This window comes from Actinomycetota bacterium (genome assembly GCA_030019255.1).
Lineage (GTDB): Bacteria > Actinomycetota > Geothermincolia > Geothermincolales > RBG-13-55-18 > Solincola_A.
The window spans coordinates 207,216-222,447 of the sequence record JASEFK010000003.1 but is presented as its reverse complement, the minus strand read 5'-3'; the positions used below and the strand labels follow the sequence as shown (position 1 = coordinate 222,447).

Below are 15,232 nucleotides of genomic sequence, written 5' to 3'. Positions count from 1 at the left end.
CCATAGAATTCACAAGAATGTGTTTGGGATTGTTCATCCGACCTCAGGATTTTGAGGGTAATTCGGGGCTTTTGACGGGAAGACGGAGAGGGTGAATACTGGATAGGTGACGTACGTAGCCCCCGCACTGATTCAGCGGGCATGACCGAGGAAGGACACCAGGCATGAAGAGGAAAGGATTCCGGCAGTCGCATTTATTGGCGGCACTCCTGCCGGCTTTGCTCGTCCTCTCCTCCCTCGCCCTCGGGGGTTGCGAGGGGGACGGCGGGCGACCGCTGGTCCTGGCGGCCACCTCGGACCTGCAGGGATTCGGCATCCTGGAGGCCTGGATTGAGGATTTCCAGGCGCGCACCGGGAGCCGGGTGGAGCTTTTAACGGTTTCCGACGCCGAGGGCCTGGAGATGGCCGTCCACGGGGAGTGCGACCTTTTGCTCCTGCACGTCCCCGAGGAGGAGGAACGCCTGGAGAGGAACGGCTACCTGGAATTCAGGCTGGAGGTGATGCGCGATTCCTACCTCCTGGTGGGACCGCCAGACGATCCCGCCGGGGTGAGGGAGGCGGGGAGCCCGGAGGAGGCCTTGGAGAGGATAGCCACCTCCGGAAGGGTTTTTTTGGTGCGGTCGGACGAATCGGGGACCGCGTCCAGGATCTTCTTTCTCCTGAGTGGCATGCAAGCGGGAGAGACGACCGACTGGGTCAGGGTGGTAGAGGGGGACATGGAGCAGGTGCTGGCCCAGGCTTCCCGGGAGGGTGCCTACACCCTGGCGGACAGCAGCACCTTCCTCAGGCTGGCCCCGGACCTGGAGTCAGAGCCCCTCTTCGGGATGAACGGGGAGCTTCCCAATCCCTACCACGTAATGGCCGTCGGAACCCTGGTTTACCCGGACACTGACGCCGAGGGTGCGCGGTGTTTCGCCGATTACCTGCTCTCGGAGGAGGCCAGGAAATATATGGAAAAAGGCGACTGGTCTCCGCCGGAGTGAAGCAGGGTATTCTCCTGCGCTGTGAGGAAAAAGGCGGCCCCGGGTGGCCGGGATCGAGGTGCAGGGTAGGAGGAGAGACAAGATGCTGAGCGTGGAGGAAGCCAGGCGTAGGGTACTGGAGACCATACGGCCCCTGGAGCCGGTGGAGGTCCCCCTGCTGGAGGCGCTGGGGATGACCCTGGCCGATGACGTGGTGGCGGTCAACGACATCCCCCCGTTCGACAACTCGGCCATGGACGGTTACGCCGTGCGGGCGGAGGACGTGAGCGGGGCAGCGGAGGACAGCCCGGTGGAGCTGGAGGTGCTCGGGGACCTCCCGGCGGGGTACACAGCGGAAGTGGCCGTGGGACCCGGCCAGGCCCTGCGCATCATGACCGGGGCACCCCTACCGCCGGGAGCGGACGCCGTGGTCCCGGTGGAGGTGACCCGCGCCGAGGAGGGGCGGGTGCTGGTGGTGGAAGGAGTTTCCAGGGGAGACAACGTGCGCCGCGCGGGGGAGGACGTGCGGGCCGGGGAGAGGGTCATCGCCGCCGGGACCCCGGTGGGTCCCGCCGAGCTGGGGATGCTGGCCTCCCTGGGTTACGCCCGGGTGCGCTGCTTCCGGCGCGCCGTGGTGGGCATCATCTCCACCGGGGACGAGCTGGTGGAGGTGGAGGCGGAGCTCCCTCCCGGAAAGATACGGGACTCCAATAGCTACACGGTCTATGGCATGGTCCGGGAGGCGGGCGGGGAACCGCTGCGCCTGGGCATCGTGCGCGACGACGCCGCCCTCCTGGAGCGGACCATCATGGACAACCTGGACCGCGTGGACCTCTTCGTCACCAGCGGTGGGGTCTCGGTGGGAGATTACGACATGGTCAAGGACGTCCTGGGAAAGCTGGGCGAGATGAACTTCTGGAAGGTGGCCATGCGCCCGGGAAAGCCCCAGGCCTTCGGGCACATCGGGGGAAAGCCCCTCTTCGGCCTCCCCGGGAACCCCGTTTCGGTGATGGTCTCCTTCGAGCAGTTCGTCCGTCCCGCCCTGCTCAAGATGATGGGACGCTCCTCCCTCTTCCGTCCCCAGGTCACCGCCGTCCTGGATGCCCCCATCGGGAGGCGAACGGGGCGGACGGAGTTCATCCGGGTGATCGCGGAGTGGAGGGACGGTCGCTGGCACGCGCGCCCCACCGGGCCCCAGGGGAGCGGGATACTGAAGTCCATGGTCCTGGGCAACGCCCTGGCCGTCCTGCCGGAGGAAGTGGGGCGCCTGGAGCCCGGTTCGGAGGTGACCATCCAGCTCCTGCGCCCCTGAAATCGCCAGGCCGGGAAACCTCCTCCTCGCGGGGCAAGGAAAACGCTCCCCCTCCTGGGATACTTGCCTTCGGCGTCGCCCCTGCCCCTTCCGCCTTTCCGGTCGCTTTCCGCGGGCTCCGCTTGTCTCCCGGGAGCCAGCGGCGAGGCGGGCGGAACGCCGCCCCGCTCCCGCCCGCCTTCTATTCTCCTTCCCAGGCCCGGAAGGCCAGGCAGGCGTTGTGGCCACCGAAGCCGAAGGAATTGCTCAGGGCCGCCCGCGCCTCGGCCGGGCGGCTTTCCCCGGGGACGTAGTCCAGGTCGCATTCCGGGTCCGGGTTCTCCAGGTTGATGGTGGGTGGAAGTACCCCCTCGTGGAGGGCCATGACCGTGGCGATGGCCTCCACGCCCCCCGCCGCTCCCAGGAGGTGGCCGGTCATGGACTTGGTGGAGGAGACCGGGATGCGGTAGGCCAGCTCGCCGAAGACCTTCTTGATGGCCAGGGTCTCCGCGCGGTCGTTGTAGGGAGTGGAAGTCCCGTGGGCGTTTATGTAGCCCACCTCCTCGGGACGCATCTTCGCCGAGCGCAGGGCCTCCTCCATGCACAGCGCGGCCCCCCGCGACTCCGGGTCCGGGGCGGTCATGTGGTAGGCGTCGCAGCTCATCCCGAAGCCGGCCAGCTCCGCGTATACGCGGGCTCCCCTTTCCAGGGCGCCTTCCAGGCTCTCCAGCACCAGGAGGCCGGCCCCCTCGGCGATGACGAAGCCATCCCTATCGGCGTCGAAGGGCCGGCTGGCCCCTTCCGGGTCGTGGTTGCGGGTGGAGAGGGCGCGCATGGAGCAGAAGCTGGCCACCGAGAGGGGGGTTACGCTGGCCTCCACCCCTCCCGCCAGGCAGAGGTCCGCCCAACCTCCCGCCACCAGCTGGAAACCCACGCCCAGGGCGTGGGCACCGGCGGCGCAGGCGGTGACCGTGCACAGGTTGGGTCCCCGGAAGCCGAGGACCATGCCCAGCACCCCGGCGGCCATGTTGGGGATGATCATGGGGATGGTGAAGGGACTGACGCGGGCATACCCCCGCTCCAGCATCACCCGGTGCTGGCTTTCCAGGGTGGACATCCCCCCGATGCCCGAGCCCACCACCACCGCGGCGCGGTGGTCCTCCACCCCCGCCTCCTCCAGCTCCCTCCCTTCCGGGAGGCCGGCGTCGTCGAGAGCCAGGCGGGCGGCGGCCACCGCGAACTGGCAGAAGCGGTCCAGGCGCTGGGCGGTCTTGCCGTCCATGAAGGCCTGGGGATCGAAGTCGGAGACCTCCCCCGCTATGCGGCTGGGAAGCCCGCGGGGATCGAAGGAGGTGATGGTCGAGATCCCCGAGCGCCCCTCCTTCAAGGCATTCCAGAAACTGGAAAGACACATGCCCAGGGAGGTCACCGGTCCCATGCCCGTGATGACCACGCGGCGCCTCACTTCACCTCACCTTCCTTTTGCAGCAGGCGATCCAGGACCAGCCTGACCACGTCGCCCACGGTCACGATGTCGCCGACTTCTCCCTCCAGGATGTCGATGCCGTACTCGTCCTCCAGGACCATGGAGAGGTCCACCAGGTCCAGGGAGTCCACCTCCAGGTCCTCCTGGAGGCGCGATTCCCGGGTTATCTCCCCCGGGTCCCGGGCCAGCCTCTCGGCCAGCACGGACTGGACCTTCCGGAATAGCGCCTGCTCGTCCACCTCGTCCTCCTTTCCTCCTCTCCGGGCCGGCCATGCCGTCATCTTCCGGCCTGCCGACCCGATGACCCAACGTTCCCGTGCATGTGGGAAGGAAATCCGACGCATTCGGCCCGCGATGAGGAATCGCGAAAACCTCCCTCCCCGCTGAGGTTTTCCCTCACCCCCTTCCCTCCAGGAAGGCCAGCAGGTCACCGATTACCCGACGCTGCTCGCGTCGCGGGACCACCATATCCACCAGACCGCGCTCCAGCAGCCGTTCCGCCCGCGCAAAGCCTTCCGGAAACCTGATGCCTGCCGCCTGCTCCGCCACCCGCGGGCCGGTGAAACAGATGAGGGCCCCCGGCTCCGCCAGGATGAAGTCGGCGGCATAAGCGAAGCTGGCGGCGACCCCCCCGCAGGTGGGATCGCAGAGCAGGGCAATCACGGGGATCCCTTCTTCGTGCAATTCGTTCATGGTCACCATGGTCTTGGCCATCTGCAGAAGGGCCAGCGTGCCCTCCTGCACGCGCGCCCCTCCCGAGGCGGTGACCAGGAGGAGGGGCAGTTCCTCGCTCCGGGCGAGCTCTCCAGCCCGGCAGATGAGCTCCCCGGCCACCGCGCCCAGCGATCCGCCGGCTTGGAAGAAATCCATCAGCGCCGCCACGCACCGTCTGCCGGCGATGTTTCCCGGCCCGTAGATCACCGGCTCCTCGGGGCCGGGCCCGGCGCCGTCGTCCGAGTGGGCGTAGAACCCCAGGGGGTCGGTGGAACGCATGCGGTGACGCCGGGGTCGAAAGGTTCCGGCGTCGAAGAGCCATGCGGCTCGCTCCTGGGGAGCCAGGCGGTGGTGGTGTCCGCACAGGGGACAGACACCGAGGTTTCCGGCCAGCACCTCGACCTCCACCCGCAGTCCACAACCGGCACAGGGTTTCCAGAGCCGGGAGGCCCTCTCTCTACGCCTCAGCATCTCCCGGACGGAGCTCAACAGGTCATCCCCCCGTCCACGCAGATAACCTGGCCGGTGACGTAGGAGGCTGCCTCAGAAACCAGGAAGGCTACCACTTCCGCCACCTCCTCGGGTGAACCCGCCCTTCCCAGGGGAATGCGCGAGGTAATGAGCTCCCGCCACTCCCCGGCCAGATCCTCCACCATCTCCGTGGCGATAAGGCCGGGAGCCACGGCGTTCACGGTGATGTTGCGGCGTGCCACCTCCCGGGCCAGGCTGCGCGTGAGCCCCAGGAGTCCGGCCTTAGAGGCGCAGTAGTTGACCTGCCCGGGGTTACCCACCAGGCCGGCCACCGAGGATACGTTCACTATCCGTCCCCAGCGGCGGCGGATCATGCCCGGAAGGGCGGCGCGGGAACAGTTGAAGGCCCCCTTCAGGTTGGTGTCCAGCACCCGGTCCCAGTCCTCGTCTCCCAGGCGGACGGCCAGGCCGTCGCGGCGGACCCCGGCGTTGTTGACCAGGATGTCCACCCCGCCCCACGTCCTCTCCAGTCGCTCCATCATCGGCTTTACCTCCTCGGGACGGGACACGTCCGCCGGTAGCGCCATGGCCTCCACCCCCGCCGCGAAGAGCATCTCCAGGCATGCCTCGGCCGCCGCGTGGTTCTTATGGTAATTAATGGCAATACGCGAGCAGCCCTCCGCCAGTTTCAGGGCGATGGCCCGCCCGATGCCGCGGGAGCCGCCGGTCACCAGCGCCGTCCTTCCCTCAGCGCTCAATATCTTTCCTCCTTTCCGTAAGCCTTACCTGTCCACCTCATGAGCGCGCCGGCCCAGGTGAGGCCGGCGCCGAAGGCCACCAGCAGGACCAGGTCTCCTTTGTCAATTTTTCCCAGGCCAAGGGCGTCATCCAGGGCCAGGGGTATGGAGGCGGCGGAGGTGTTGGCGCAGCGTTCCAGGTTGAGGTGGAAGCGTTCCAGGGGGACGCCCAGCCTCCTTGACGCCGCCTCGATGATGCACAGGTTGGCCTGGTGGGGGATAATGAGGTCCACCTCGCGGGGGTCCACGACGGCCCGTCCGCAGAGGTCCCGCACCACCTCCTCGAGCTTGCGCACCGCGAACTTGAAGACCTCCCTTCCGTCCATGCGCAGGAAGGGGTCCCCTTTCTCCCAGGCACGAGCCAGGAAGGGGAGATGTTCCCGCAGGCCGGCCTCGCCTCCGTCCAGGTTGCCGCGCAGGGAGGCCATCATCCGTGCCCCTCCTCCCTCGGCGCGGATGAGCCGGTCACCCTCCCCGTCGGCGCCCAGGCAGACCGAGATGATGCCCTCCCCGTCCCCGCAGGGCTCCAGTATCGCCGCCCCGGCCCCGTCGCCGAAGAGGACGCAGGTGGAGCGGTCCTTCCAGTCCAGGATACGGGAAAGGGTCTCCGTTCCCACCACCAGCGCCCTCCTCGCCGCGCCCGTCTCCAGGAAACGGGAGGCCACCGCCAGGGCGTAGATGAAACCGCTGCAGGCGGCGTTGAGGTCGAAGGCCGGGCCGCGTGCCCCCAGCTCTCTCTGCAGGCTGCAGGCCAGCGAGGGGACCATGCGGTCGGCGGTGGTGGTGGCCACCACCACCAGGTCCACGTCCCTTCCCTTGTGCCCCGCCCGTCGCAGGGCACGCCGGGAGGCCTCCAGGGAGAGGGTTAGGTTGTCCTCCCCGGGCCCCGCGATTCTCCGCTCCGCGATTCCCGTGCGGGAGAATATCCACTCGTGGCTGGTGTCCAGGAAGCCTTCCAGGTCCCGGTTGTGCAGCGCGTGCCCCGGGAGGAAGGAACCGCAGGCGGTCATGGTCACTCCCCCCAACCCGGCGCCTCCTTTCTCACGCGGAGTACGGCCTGGCCCTCGCTCACCCGTGCACCGTCCGCGACCAGCACCTCCTCCACCACCAGGTCGAAGGGCGCGTGGACCTCGTTGAGGTGCTTGAGGGCCTCGACGTAGAAGAGGACCTCCCCTCGTCTCCTGCCCTCCCCCGGCGCGCAGCAGGGACCTTTTTCCCCGGGGTGGGAGAGGTGGAGGATGCCCGCCAGGGGGGCGGTGATGATCTCCCGTTCCCGTTCTGCGGTCCCGGGAGCCGCTTCCTCCGGGAGGGCGAGGCGCAGGTATATCCGGCATTCGCCGTCCTCGATCTCCAGCTCCCGGATGCCCTCCCGGCGCATGAACTCCCCTATTCCCCGCAGGTAATCCAATTTTTCCTCCCGACATCGGCTTTCGTGGTCCTGGTACGTTTCTCCCTCGAATGGCAAGGTTCGGGGCTCCTCGGCCGAGGCGATGGACAACCACTTGCGGATCCATCCGGTCGATGCGACCTTCCCGCCTTGCCCTCCCGGCGCATAAGCTTCCCTATTCCCCGCAAGTGATCCAAGGTTTCCCCCCGGTCACGCTTTCCATGGTCTGGAGATGGTAGTCGCCGGAGCGGAAAGGCTCCGAGGTGACCAGTCGCAGTAGCTGGCATAGATTGGTATTTGCGTTTTCGACCTCCGTTTCCTCGAGGGCGCGCCGCAGGCGGGCCACGGCGGGGGCACGGTCCGGTCCCCAGGCGCATATCTTGGCCAGGAGGGGGTCGTAGCGCAGGAGCGCCCGGGGGTTCTGCGGCGCGGTATCCACCCTTATCCCGGGTCCACCGGGGAGGACAAGTCGCGGTCTCGCTCCCCGGGAAAGCCCGTAAAGGCGGGCCTCCACGGCGTGTCCGCGGGGCGGAGGCGGTTCCTCGAGGTGTTCGCCCCCCGCCAGGCGGACCTGCTCCCTCACCAGGTCTACGCCGGTGACCAACTCCGTGACCGCGTGTTCCACCTGCAGGCGCGGGTTGACCTCCAGGAAGAAATAACCATCACCGGCCGCCAGGAATTCCACGGTGGCGATGCCCACCAGGCCGGAGGCCTCCGCCAGCCTCGCCGCGTCCCGCGCCATGCCCTTCACCAGGGCGGCGGTACACCGCGCGGCGGGGGTCTCCTCCACCCACTTCTGGTTCCGGTACTGCAGGGAACAGTCGCGGACGGGAAAGGTCGCCGTCCTACCCCGCCCGTCCCTCATCACCTGCACCTCGAGGTGCCTGGCTCCCGGTAGAAAGCGCTCCACGTAAAACCCCGCTTCCCGGTTGCGGGAGGGGGTTTCCGCCGCCGCTTCCCGGAAGAGGCGGAGGAAATCGCGTTCCTCGCGGACCACTCTTATGCCCTTCCCGCCGCCTCCCCGCGCGGGCTTGATGACCACCGGGTATTCCAGCTCCCGGGACACGCGGCGGGCTTCCGCCTCGCCGTCCACCCTGGAGAAGAGGAGGTGGGGTATGCCCACTTCACCGGCCAGGCGGCAGGCCGCTTCCTTGTCTCCCAGGAGGTCCAGGGTTTCCGGGGAGGGACCGATGAAGGCGAGCCCCATTTCCCTGCAGAGCCGGGAGAAGCGGGAGTCCTCGGAGAGGAAGCCGTATCCCGGGTGCACCGCCTCCGCACCGCAGGCCACGGCGGCGGTGAGCAGCCGGTGGGCGTCCATGTAGCTCCTTTCCGGCTCGCCGGGACCCACGCAGATGATCCGGTCGGCCAGGGGAGGGGGATCGGCCAGGTCCAGGGAGGAAAGGGCGACCACACCCCGGATGCCCATCTCCCTGAGGGTACGGAGCACCCGCAGGGCGATCTCCCCCCGGTTGGCCACTAGGATGCACCCGAAAGTCATGCCTACTCCCAGGTCCATCGGCATCATCCGCCGCCCACCAGTTCCGAAACGTGGTACACGGCAAGGTGGGGGTGATCCCGGCGGGCCATGATGTTGAGCGCCTTTCCCGGGCCCACCTCCACCTGGCCCTCCGCGGCCAGGGGGAGCAGGGCGCGCTGCACGTCCCGCCAGCGCACGGGGGAATACATGCCTTCCACCAGGGCGCGGGCCACGGAGTCGCCGTCCTCCAGGGCGGTTCCCGAGTAGCCGGAGAAGAAGGGCACGGAGGGGTCCTTCACCGGCATGGACTGCAGGGCTTCCTCCACCGCCGCGGCGGCCGACCTGAAGGCCGGGGTGTGGAAGGCCCCGGAGACCTTGAGGCTCACCGTGCGCCCGCCACTTTTCCTGGCAAATGCTTCCATACGCTCCAGGGCGGCGGTGTCTCCGGCCACCACGCACTGGAGTTCGCTGTTGTGGTTGGCCAGGTGGAGGAAACCGTCTTCCCGCGCCTCCTCCACCAGCGACCGGACTTCCTCCTCGCCCAGGCCGATCACCGCCAGCATGGAGCCGGGCCTTTCGAGGGCGCACTCCAGCATGGCCCTGCCGCGCGTCCAGACCAGGCGCAGGGTGTCCTCCGCGCCCAGGCATCCCGCGGCGCAGGCGGCGCAATACTCGCCGAGGCTGTGTCCCGCCACCGCCTTCGGGCGGTAACCATCCTTTTCCAGGAGGGTGAGCCAGGCCAGGGAGACGGCCGCCACCGAGAGCTGGCAGACGTCCGTGCGGGCCAGCAGGGAAGGGTCTCCCTCCAGGCACAGGGAGGCGATGTCCATCCCCGAGATCTCGGAGGCCAACCGGAAGACGCGCGCCGCATCGGGGTCCCGCGTGGTTCTCCCGGAGGCCATGCCCGGGTGCTGGCTTCCCTGCCCCGGAAAGACGTATACCGGCCTCATTACTCCATCACCTCCCAGAGGATCAGGGGTTCCCCCACCCCCACGGGATCGCCCTCCCGCGCCAGTCTCCTCGCCGCCTTTCCCCCGCGGGGAACGCGTACCAACTCGTCACCGGCCAGGGTGAGCACGCGGCCCAGCACGGCGCCCGCCTCCAGGATCTCGTCGTGCTCTCCTCGAGGGTCACCGCACCACACGCCCACCTCCGGCGAACGCAGCACGAGGAACCTTTTCCGGGCGCGGGGTTCCTCCGCGGTGGCATGGCTCCCGTGAATTGCTTCCCCTGCCGGTCGGCCGGTAGCGCCAAGTCGGGGTCTTTCCGACGCTCCCCTCCCGTGAGCGGGCATGTTCCCCCCGGGAAGCGGGCGGGGGAGGCAACCGGACCACGCATGGCATGCTTTTCCATATCCTTGTCCGCCCGCCGGAGCGGGGGAGGGACCTTCGGGCGCTTCCGGGTCCGGGTGGAGGCACGTCCACGCCTTCTCCGCGCGTGGCCTGCATGCCCCGGGGTCGTCTCTTCCCCCGTGTTCCGGGGAAGGAGTTTCCCCGCCCCCTCCGCCCTTTCGCAGGATCATGACCCCGTCCAGGCGACCGGCCCGGAAACGGAACTCGACCAGCAGGTTGGAATCCATGTCCCGGGCAACCTCGATGATGAGGTCCCGCAGCTCAGCCGCCGGCGGCCAGAAGGCTTCCATCCTCCACCTCCTCCGCCTCCAGGAAGCCCCCGATGCGGCGGTAACGTTCCTTCCTGCGCTCCAGCAGCCGGGGAACGGGGATGGCCTCCAGGAGGGAAAGGTTTTCATCCACCGCGCGGCGCAGGTTGAGGGCCGCGGCCCGGGGGTCCGCGTGGGCCCCGCCGCCCGGCTCCTCGATCACCCCGTCCACCAGCCCCAGGCGCACGAGGTCGGCGGCGGCAAGGCCCAGGCTCTCCGCGGCCTCGCCCGCCCGCCCGGCGTCTTTCCATATAATGGCAGCGTATCCCTCCGGGGTGATGACCGAAAAGTAGGCGTTCTCCATCATCAGCACCGTGTCCCCGATGCCCAGGGCCAGGGCACCCCCGCTGCCCCCCTCCCCGGTGAAGATCACCAGGATGGGAACGGGAAGGGAAAGCAGCCGGGAGAGGTTCCCGGATATGGCCCGAGCCTGTCCGCCCTCCTCGGCCTCCGGGCCGGGGAAGGCACCGGGGGTATCCACCAGGCACAGGAGGGGCAGGCGGAGCTTGGCCGCCAGGGAGAAGACCCGCCCGGCCTTGTGGAGTCCCTCGGGCAGGGGCATCCCCTGCCGGCGCTTTCTCCTTTCGACGTTGCCACTGCCCTTGTCCACGGCCACCAGGGCCAGCCGATGGCCGGCGATGGAGGCCAGGCCGGCGAGCACGGCGGGGTCGTCGCGGCCGCGGCCGTCACCCCGCAGCTCGAAGAAGTAATCGGCCACAAGCTCCACGAGCTCGCCGGCGCAGGGCCTCGCGGGGTGGCGGGCGAGTTGAACCGTTTTCCAGGCACGCATGGTGCAGGGTCACCTCCTGGAAAAGAGATCTTCCTGCCCTCCCTGCGGCCTGGTTCGGCGGGTCTTTCTACGCATGAAAACGCGAGGGTGGGAAAAGGGTTACCATGGAAATATATTCCATGCACCGCCGCGTGGCCCGGCAAGGGGTCCGCGACCGTCTATATTCCGTAGGGGAGATGGGATTCGGGACTTCGAGTCGGGTATTGATGCGCAAGGGCTCCTGCCCTTTGAGAGGATCTTGGATGACCCCGTGCGTTCCTTCCGGGTTGCCGCCCGAGAAAAGGGAGTCGGCGGTCAATAAGGGTCGGCCGTTTCCGAAGGGTTGCAAGATCAAAATCGGATAGTATAATAAAAACGATAAGTCACCAATACTATCTGGTAAGGGGATACCGGTGCCCGACTACGACGTGGTGGTGATCGGCGCGGGGGTGGGGGGACTTACCGCCGCCGCACTCTGCCAGAAGGCGGGGATGAAGACCCTGGTCCTCGAGCAGTCGAACCGCATCGGGGGCTGCTGTTCCACCTTCGAGACCCCGGAGGGATTTCATTTCGACGTGGGTGCCAGCGTGGTGGAGGTGACCCGCGCCTTCGAGGAGCTCTTCCGGCGCCTGGAGCTGCCGCGCGAAAAGTACATTCCCCTCATCCCCGTGGATCCCCTCTACGACTACTGCGACAACACGCGGGGAGTACGCTTCGCCTATCCCACCTCGGTGGAGGACACGGCACGGGTCATCGCCGAGTTCTCCCCGGAGGACGCCAGGGCCTTCCTCAAGTTTGCCGAGGATTACGCGCCCAAGATACGGGGCCTGGTGGACAATTTCTTCTACGCCCCTTCCTTGGGCTTCATGGACACCTTGCGCCTCGTCGCCAGGTATCCCGGCCTGCTTACCGTGCTTCCCATGTTCGTCACCACCCACCAGAAGGTGGTGGCCAAGTACTTCAAGCACCAGGACGTCCTGGCTTCCATGGCCTTCCAGTCCTTCTACGCCGGGTTGCCCCCGGACATGTGCGCCGGGCTGTACGCCGTGGTGGGACTGCTGGAACACGAGGGCATCTTCTATCCGGAGGGAGGGATGATCCGCATCCCCGCCGGAATCCAGCAGGCCTTCCACGACCTGGGCGGAGAGACCCGGCTGGGGGCCCGGGTGGTGCGGGTGATGGTGGAGAACCGCCGGGCGGTTGGGGTGGAGCTCTGGGATGGAACGGAGATCACCGCCCGGAACGTGATAGGGGCCATCAACGCCAAGAAGCTGTACATGGACATGATCGGGAGGGAACACATACCCTGGCACGTGTGGAGGGGGGTGACCTCCCTGGTTCTCTCCATGCCCTGCCCCATGATCTACCTGGGCGTGGACTACGAGCCGCCCCTGCGCGCCCACCATACCCTGACCCTCACCGATCCCCGGGCCATGAACGATTACTGGAGCGATTACTACCTGAAGGGCAAGCTCTACGAGAAGGACGGGCGCATCGAGGTCATGGGGCTCATCTCCTGGGCCTCCAAGGTGGACCCCAACCTGGCCCCTCCCGGAAAGCACGTGCTCACCCACATGGGCCTGGCTCCCTACAACCTGGCCGGGAACGACTGGGACCGCTTCAAGGAGAGGTATATAGACCTGGCCGTCGAGACCATCGAGCGCTACGTGATACCCGACCTTTCCGAGCACGTGGTCTACCGGGACATGGCTACCCCCAAGGACCTGGAGCGCATGCTCCTGCATCCCGGTGGGGCGGTGTACGGCATCCAGACGGATATCAGCCACATGGCCGTTTTCCGCCCCGCCAACCGCTCCAAGTGCATCCGCAACCTGTACCTGGCGGGAGCCTCCACCCATCCCGGGGGAGGGGTGCCGGCGGTGGTGGCCGGGGGCATCATCACCGGGGGGCTGGTGGTGAGGGACAACGCCTGAAGCCTTTAAGGGTGCCCGGGACGGCGTCTCGATTGGGGCAGCCCGGGCCCCGGGGGAAGTCGGAAATTGGGAGGCGACGGGCGTAGAGGAGGGGTCGGACCAGGGGTTCAAGAAGGCGGCTTGTGGAGCGGCTTTCCGGGCCCGGCGGGAAATGGAGGTGCCGCGGGGACGCTACCCGTGAAGACACCGGGAACCCAGGGGATCCATCGGGATTGGAGCCCGCGGATCGGAAAACGGGGGCGGGAGCGCGGAAAGCGGCCTGGGTACGGAAAGAACGGGGAAGGACGTGCCGCTCACGAAGGTGGGGGAGGGAGGCGATAGCTTGAAGAAGAGGACGAGGTTGATGCTGGCGCTGGGCGCGGCGGCGGGGTTGGCAGCATGGCTGGCCGCCACCACCGAACCATCCGACTGGAGGTATCCCAAGCTCCTCATCACCCAGCTTCCCAAGATGCCCTTCCGCTACTTCGTGTGAGGTTCGCGCGGGATCGTTCATCACCATACAAGTAGGAGCGCCGCGAACTCGCCGCATCCTCGATAACGCGCACGGGAGGGAGGCATGACCGGCGACGTGATCTCGGAGATGGAGGGCTTCTTCAACCCCCGCAGCGTGGCGGTGGCCGGCGCCTCCAAGACGGCCATGAAGCTGGGGAACGTGGTCCTCTCCAACCTCATCCGCCTCGGCTACCGGGGCCGCGTCCATCCCCTTCACCCCGATGGAGGCGAGGTGATGGGGCTTTCCGCCTATCCCGACCTGCGGGCGGTGGGGGAAGAGGTGGACCTTGCCGTATCCGTCCTTCCCCGCGAGGGAACCCGTGAATTCGTCGAGGAGTGCGCCACGGCGGGCGTGAAGAGGGTCATCGTCTCCGCGGCGGGCTTCGCCGACGACGGCGAGGAGGGGCGAAGGATGCAGGAGGAGCTGGTGGAGACGGCGCGGCGCTCCGGCATGCGCCTCATGGGGCCCAACAGCGTGGGTACCCTGTCCACGGAATCGGGCCTGGCGACTTCCCTCATGACCCTCGAGCCGGTGAGGCCCGGAAACATCTCCATCGTGGCCCAGACCGGTCTCTTCGCCGGCGGCTTCGCGCGCTGGATAAGCTCCACCCAACGCTTCGGCCTGGCCAAGGTGGCCTGCCTGGGGAACAAGGCCGACGTGGACGAGGTTGACGTCCTCTCCTACCTGGGAGATGACCCGCAGACCGGGGTGGTGGCGGTGTACACGGAGGGCCTGGGGCGCGGCCGCCGCTTCTGGGAGCTGACCAGGCAGGTCACGGCGCGCAAGCCGGTGGTGCTCCTCAAGGGGGGAAGGACCGACCTCGGGGCTCGAATGGCCGCCGGGCACACTGGCTCCCTGGCCGGAGAGGACGCCGTTTACCGGGGAGCCCTGGCCCAGGCGGGCGTGGTCCAGGTGGAGGACCTGGAAGGCCTCTTCGGTTGCGCCAAGGCCCTTTCCTACTGCCCTCCACCCCGGGGGTCCAACGTGGGCGTGGTGTCCATAACCGGCGCGGGGACGGTGCTGGCGGCGGATGCCTGCCGCAGGAGGGGACTCGGCCTTCCGCCCCTGCGGGAGGAGACCCTGCACCGGATAAGGAAGAATGTTCCCGCCTGGGCTCCCCTGGGGAACCCCGCCGACATCTGGTCGGCGACCCTCTCCTCCGGGGTGGAGGGAGGCTACCGGGAAGTCCTGCGGGCCATGGCGGACCAGGAGGACGTGCACCTGCTGGTTGTACTCTTCACCCTGGTACCGGAGTCGGAGTTCGACGCCGCCGCCCTCCTGGGGGAGGCGAGGGAAGAACACCCGGAGAAGCCGGTGCTGGCCTGTTTCCTGGGCGCCTCCCGGGAGGACGGTGAGCGCTGGTTTGCTGAGTTGGAAGATATTGGCATACCAGTATATTTTTCCATCGAGAGGAGCGTGGAGGCTGCCTGGGCCCTGGCGCGCAGCGCGGAGCGCAGGTACGACGACCGGTGAGGCGAGGCGAGGAACCCCGGGAGTGGAGCACGGATGGGGGTTAAGTGGAATGCGTGGGGGGTCGCGGCGCTCGGGAACGGCTCCCGGTCACGGGAGCAAGACAGCTCCCCTCCCGGGCGCCGGAATCCGGCGGGGGAGGTCGGTAAGCCGCTCCCACCTCGCCGGCGTGACCGGTGGACAGGCTTCGGACCCGTTGGCCCTTCCGCATCGGGTCGTGGGAGGGGGACCCGTGGAAAGGGGAAAGGGAACGATTCCCGCATATGGCGCAAGACCGAGGAGGATACCGGCGGCCCGTGGTCCTTCGTTCGGTGCCCGGGT

At 67.8% G+C, this 15,232-nt stretch carries 15 protein-coding genes; 5 read left to right on the top strand and 10 right to left on the bottom strand.

Translation table 11 applies throughout. The features are described from left to right. Window positions 1-164: 164 nt before the first annotated feature. Complete coding sequence (locus QME84_03970) at window positions 165-983, top strand: hypothetical protein (GenBank protein ID MDI6873425.1); 819 nt, start codon at window positions 165-167, stop codon at window positions 981-983. Window positions 984-1,026: 43 nt separating this feature from the next. Beyond that, window positions 1,027-2,274, top strand: coding sequence for a molybdopterin molybdotransferase MoeA (locus QME84_03965; protein MDI6873424.1), 1,248 nt, complete (start codon window positions 1,027-1,029; stop codon window positions 2,272-2,274). A 181-nt stretch (window positions 2,275-2,455) separates the two neighbouring features. Here the strand turns inward: QME84_03965 and fabF are convergent, their stop codons facing one another. The 10 genes from fabF to QME84_03915 all read right to left on the bottom strand — a co-directional run bounded on the left by fabF (window position 2,456) and on the right by QME84_03915 (window position 11,035). After that, on the bottom strand, window positions 2,456-3,718 hold the full coding sequence (fabF, locus tag QME84_03960) for a beta-ketoacyl-ACP synthase II (protein MDI6873423.1): 1,263 nt from the start codon (window positions 3,716-3,718) through the stop codon (window positions 2,456-2,458). Next, window positions 3,715-3,978 carry an acyl carrier protein gene (locus QME84_03955; GenBank protein MDI6873422.1) on the bottom strand — a complete coding sequence of 88 codons (264 nt, stop codon included), beginning with the start codon at window positions 3,976-3,978 and terminating at the stop codon, window positions 3,715-3,717. Before QME84_03955 ends, fabF begins: the two co-directional genes overlap by 4 nt. A gap of 157 nt (window positions 3,979-4,135) precedes the next feature. Next, on the bottom strand, window positions 4,136-4,942 hold the full coding sequence (locus QME84_03950) for an acetyl-CoA carboxylase carboxyltransferase subunit beta (GenBank protein MDI6873421.1): 807 nt from the start codon (window positions 4,940-4,942) through the stop codon (window positions 4,136-4,138). Further along, entirely contained in the window at window positions 4,939-5,682 is a 744-nt protein-coding gene (gene fabG / locus QME84_03945) for a 3-oxoacyl-[acyl-carrier-protein] reductase (protein MDI6873420.1), read from the bottom strand. Before fabG ends, QME84_03950 begins: the two co-directional genes overlap by 4 nt. Then, window positions 5,679-6,746 (bottom strand): beta-ketoacyl-ACP synthase III, encoded by a 1,068-nt coding sequence (locus tag QME84_03940; protein ID MDI6873419.1) that lies wholly within the window; start codon window positions 6,744-6,746, stop codon window positions 5,679-5,681. Before QME84_03940 ends, fabG begins: the two co-directional genes overlap by 4 nt. Further along, window positions 6,734-7,129: an acetyl-CoA carboxylase biotin carboxyl carrier protein subunit gene (locus tag QME84_03935; GenBank protein MDI6873418.1), complete on the bottom strand. Its 396-nt coding sequence runs from the start codon at window positions 7,127-7,129 to the stop codon at window positions 6,734-6,736. The genes QME84_03940 and QME84_03935 overlap by 13 nt, the downstream gene beginning before the upstream one ends. Before the next feature lie 154 nt (window positions 7,130-7,283). Then, window positions 7,284-8,624: a biotin carboxylase N-terminal domain-containing protein gene (locus QME84_03930; protein MDI6873417.1), complete on the bottom strand. Its 1,341-nt coding sequence runs from the start codon at window positions 8,622-8,624 to the stop codon at window positions 7,284-7,286. A 5-nt stretch (window positions 8,625-8,629) separates the two neighbouring features. Then, window positions 8,630-9,535 carry an ACP S-malonyltransferase gene (locus tag QME84_03925; protein ID MDI6873416.1) on the bottom strand — a complete coding sequence of 302 codons (906 nt, stop codon included), beginning with the start codon at window positions 9,533-9,535 and terminating at the stop codon, window positions 8,630-8,632. Continuing rightward, window positions 9,535-9,753 (bottom strand): hypothetical protein, encoded by a 219-nt coding sequence (locus QME84_03920; GenBank protein MDI6873415.1) that lies wholly within the window; start codon window positions 9,751-9,753, stop codon window positions 9,535-9,537. The genes QME84_03925 and QME84_03920 overlap by 1 nt, the downstream gene beginning before the upstream one ends. 445 nt (window positions 9,754-10,198) lie before the next feature. Beyond that, on the bottom strand, window positions 10,199-11,035 hold the full coding sequence (locus tag QME84_03915) for a carboxyl transferase domain-containing protein (protein ID MDI6873414.1): 837 nt from the start codon (window positions 11,033-11,035) through the stop codon (window positions 10,199-10,201). Between the two features lie 392 nt (window positions 11,036-11,427). On the opposite strand from QME84_03915, the gene QME84_03910 reads away from it, so the two are divergent. The 3 genes from QME84_03910 (at window position 11,428) to QME84_03900 (ending at window position 14,914) form a co-directional block, all read left to right on the top strand. Beyond that, a complete protein-coding gene (locus QME84_03910) occupies window positions 11,428-12,948 on the top strand; it encodes an NAD(P)/FAD-dependent oxidoreductase (GenBank protein MDI6873413.1) in 1,521 nt (506 codons plus the stop codon). Window positions 12,949-13,270: 322 nt separating this feature from the next. Beyond that, window positions 13,271-13,420 carry a hypothetical protein gene (locus QME84_03905; GenBank protein MDI6873412.1) on the top strand — a complete coding sequence of 50 codons (150 nt, stop codon included), beginning with the start codon at window positions 13,271-13,273 and terminating at the stop codon, window positions 13,418-13,420. Between the two features lie 84 nt (window positions 13,421-13,504). Next, window positions 13,505-14,914, top strand: coding sequence for a CoA-binding protein (locus tag QME84_03900; protein MDI6873411.1), 1,410 nt, complete (start codon window positions 13,505-13,507; stop codon window positions 14,912-14,914). Window positions 14,915-15,232: the final 318 nt, after the last annotated feature.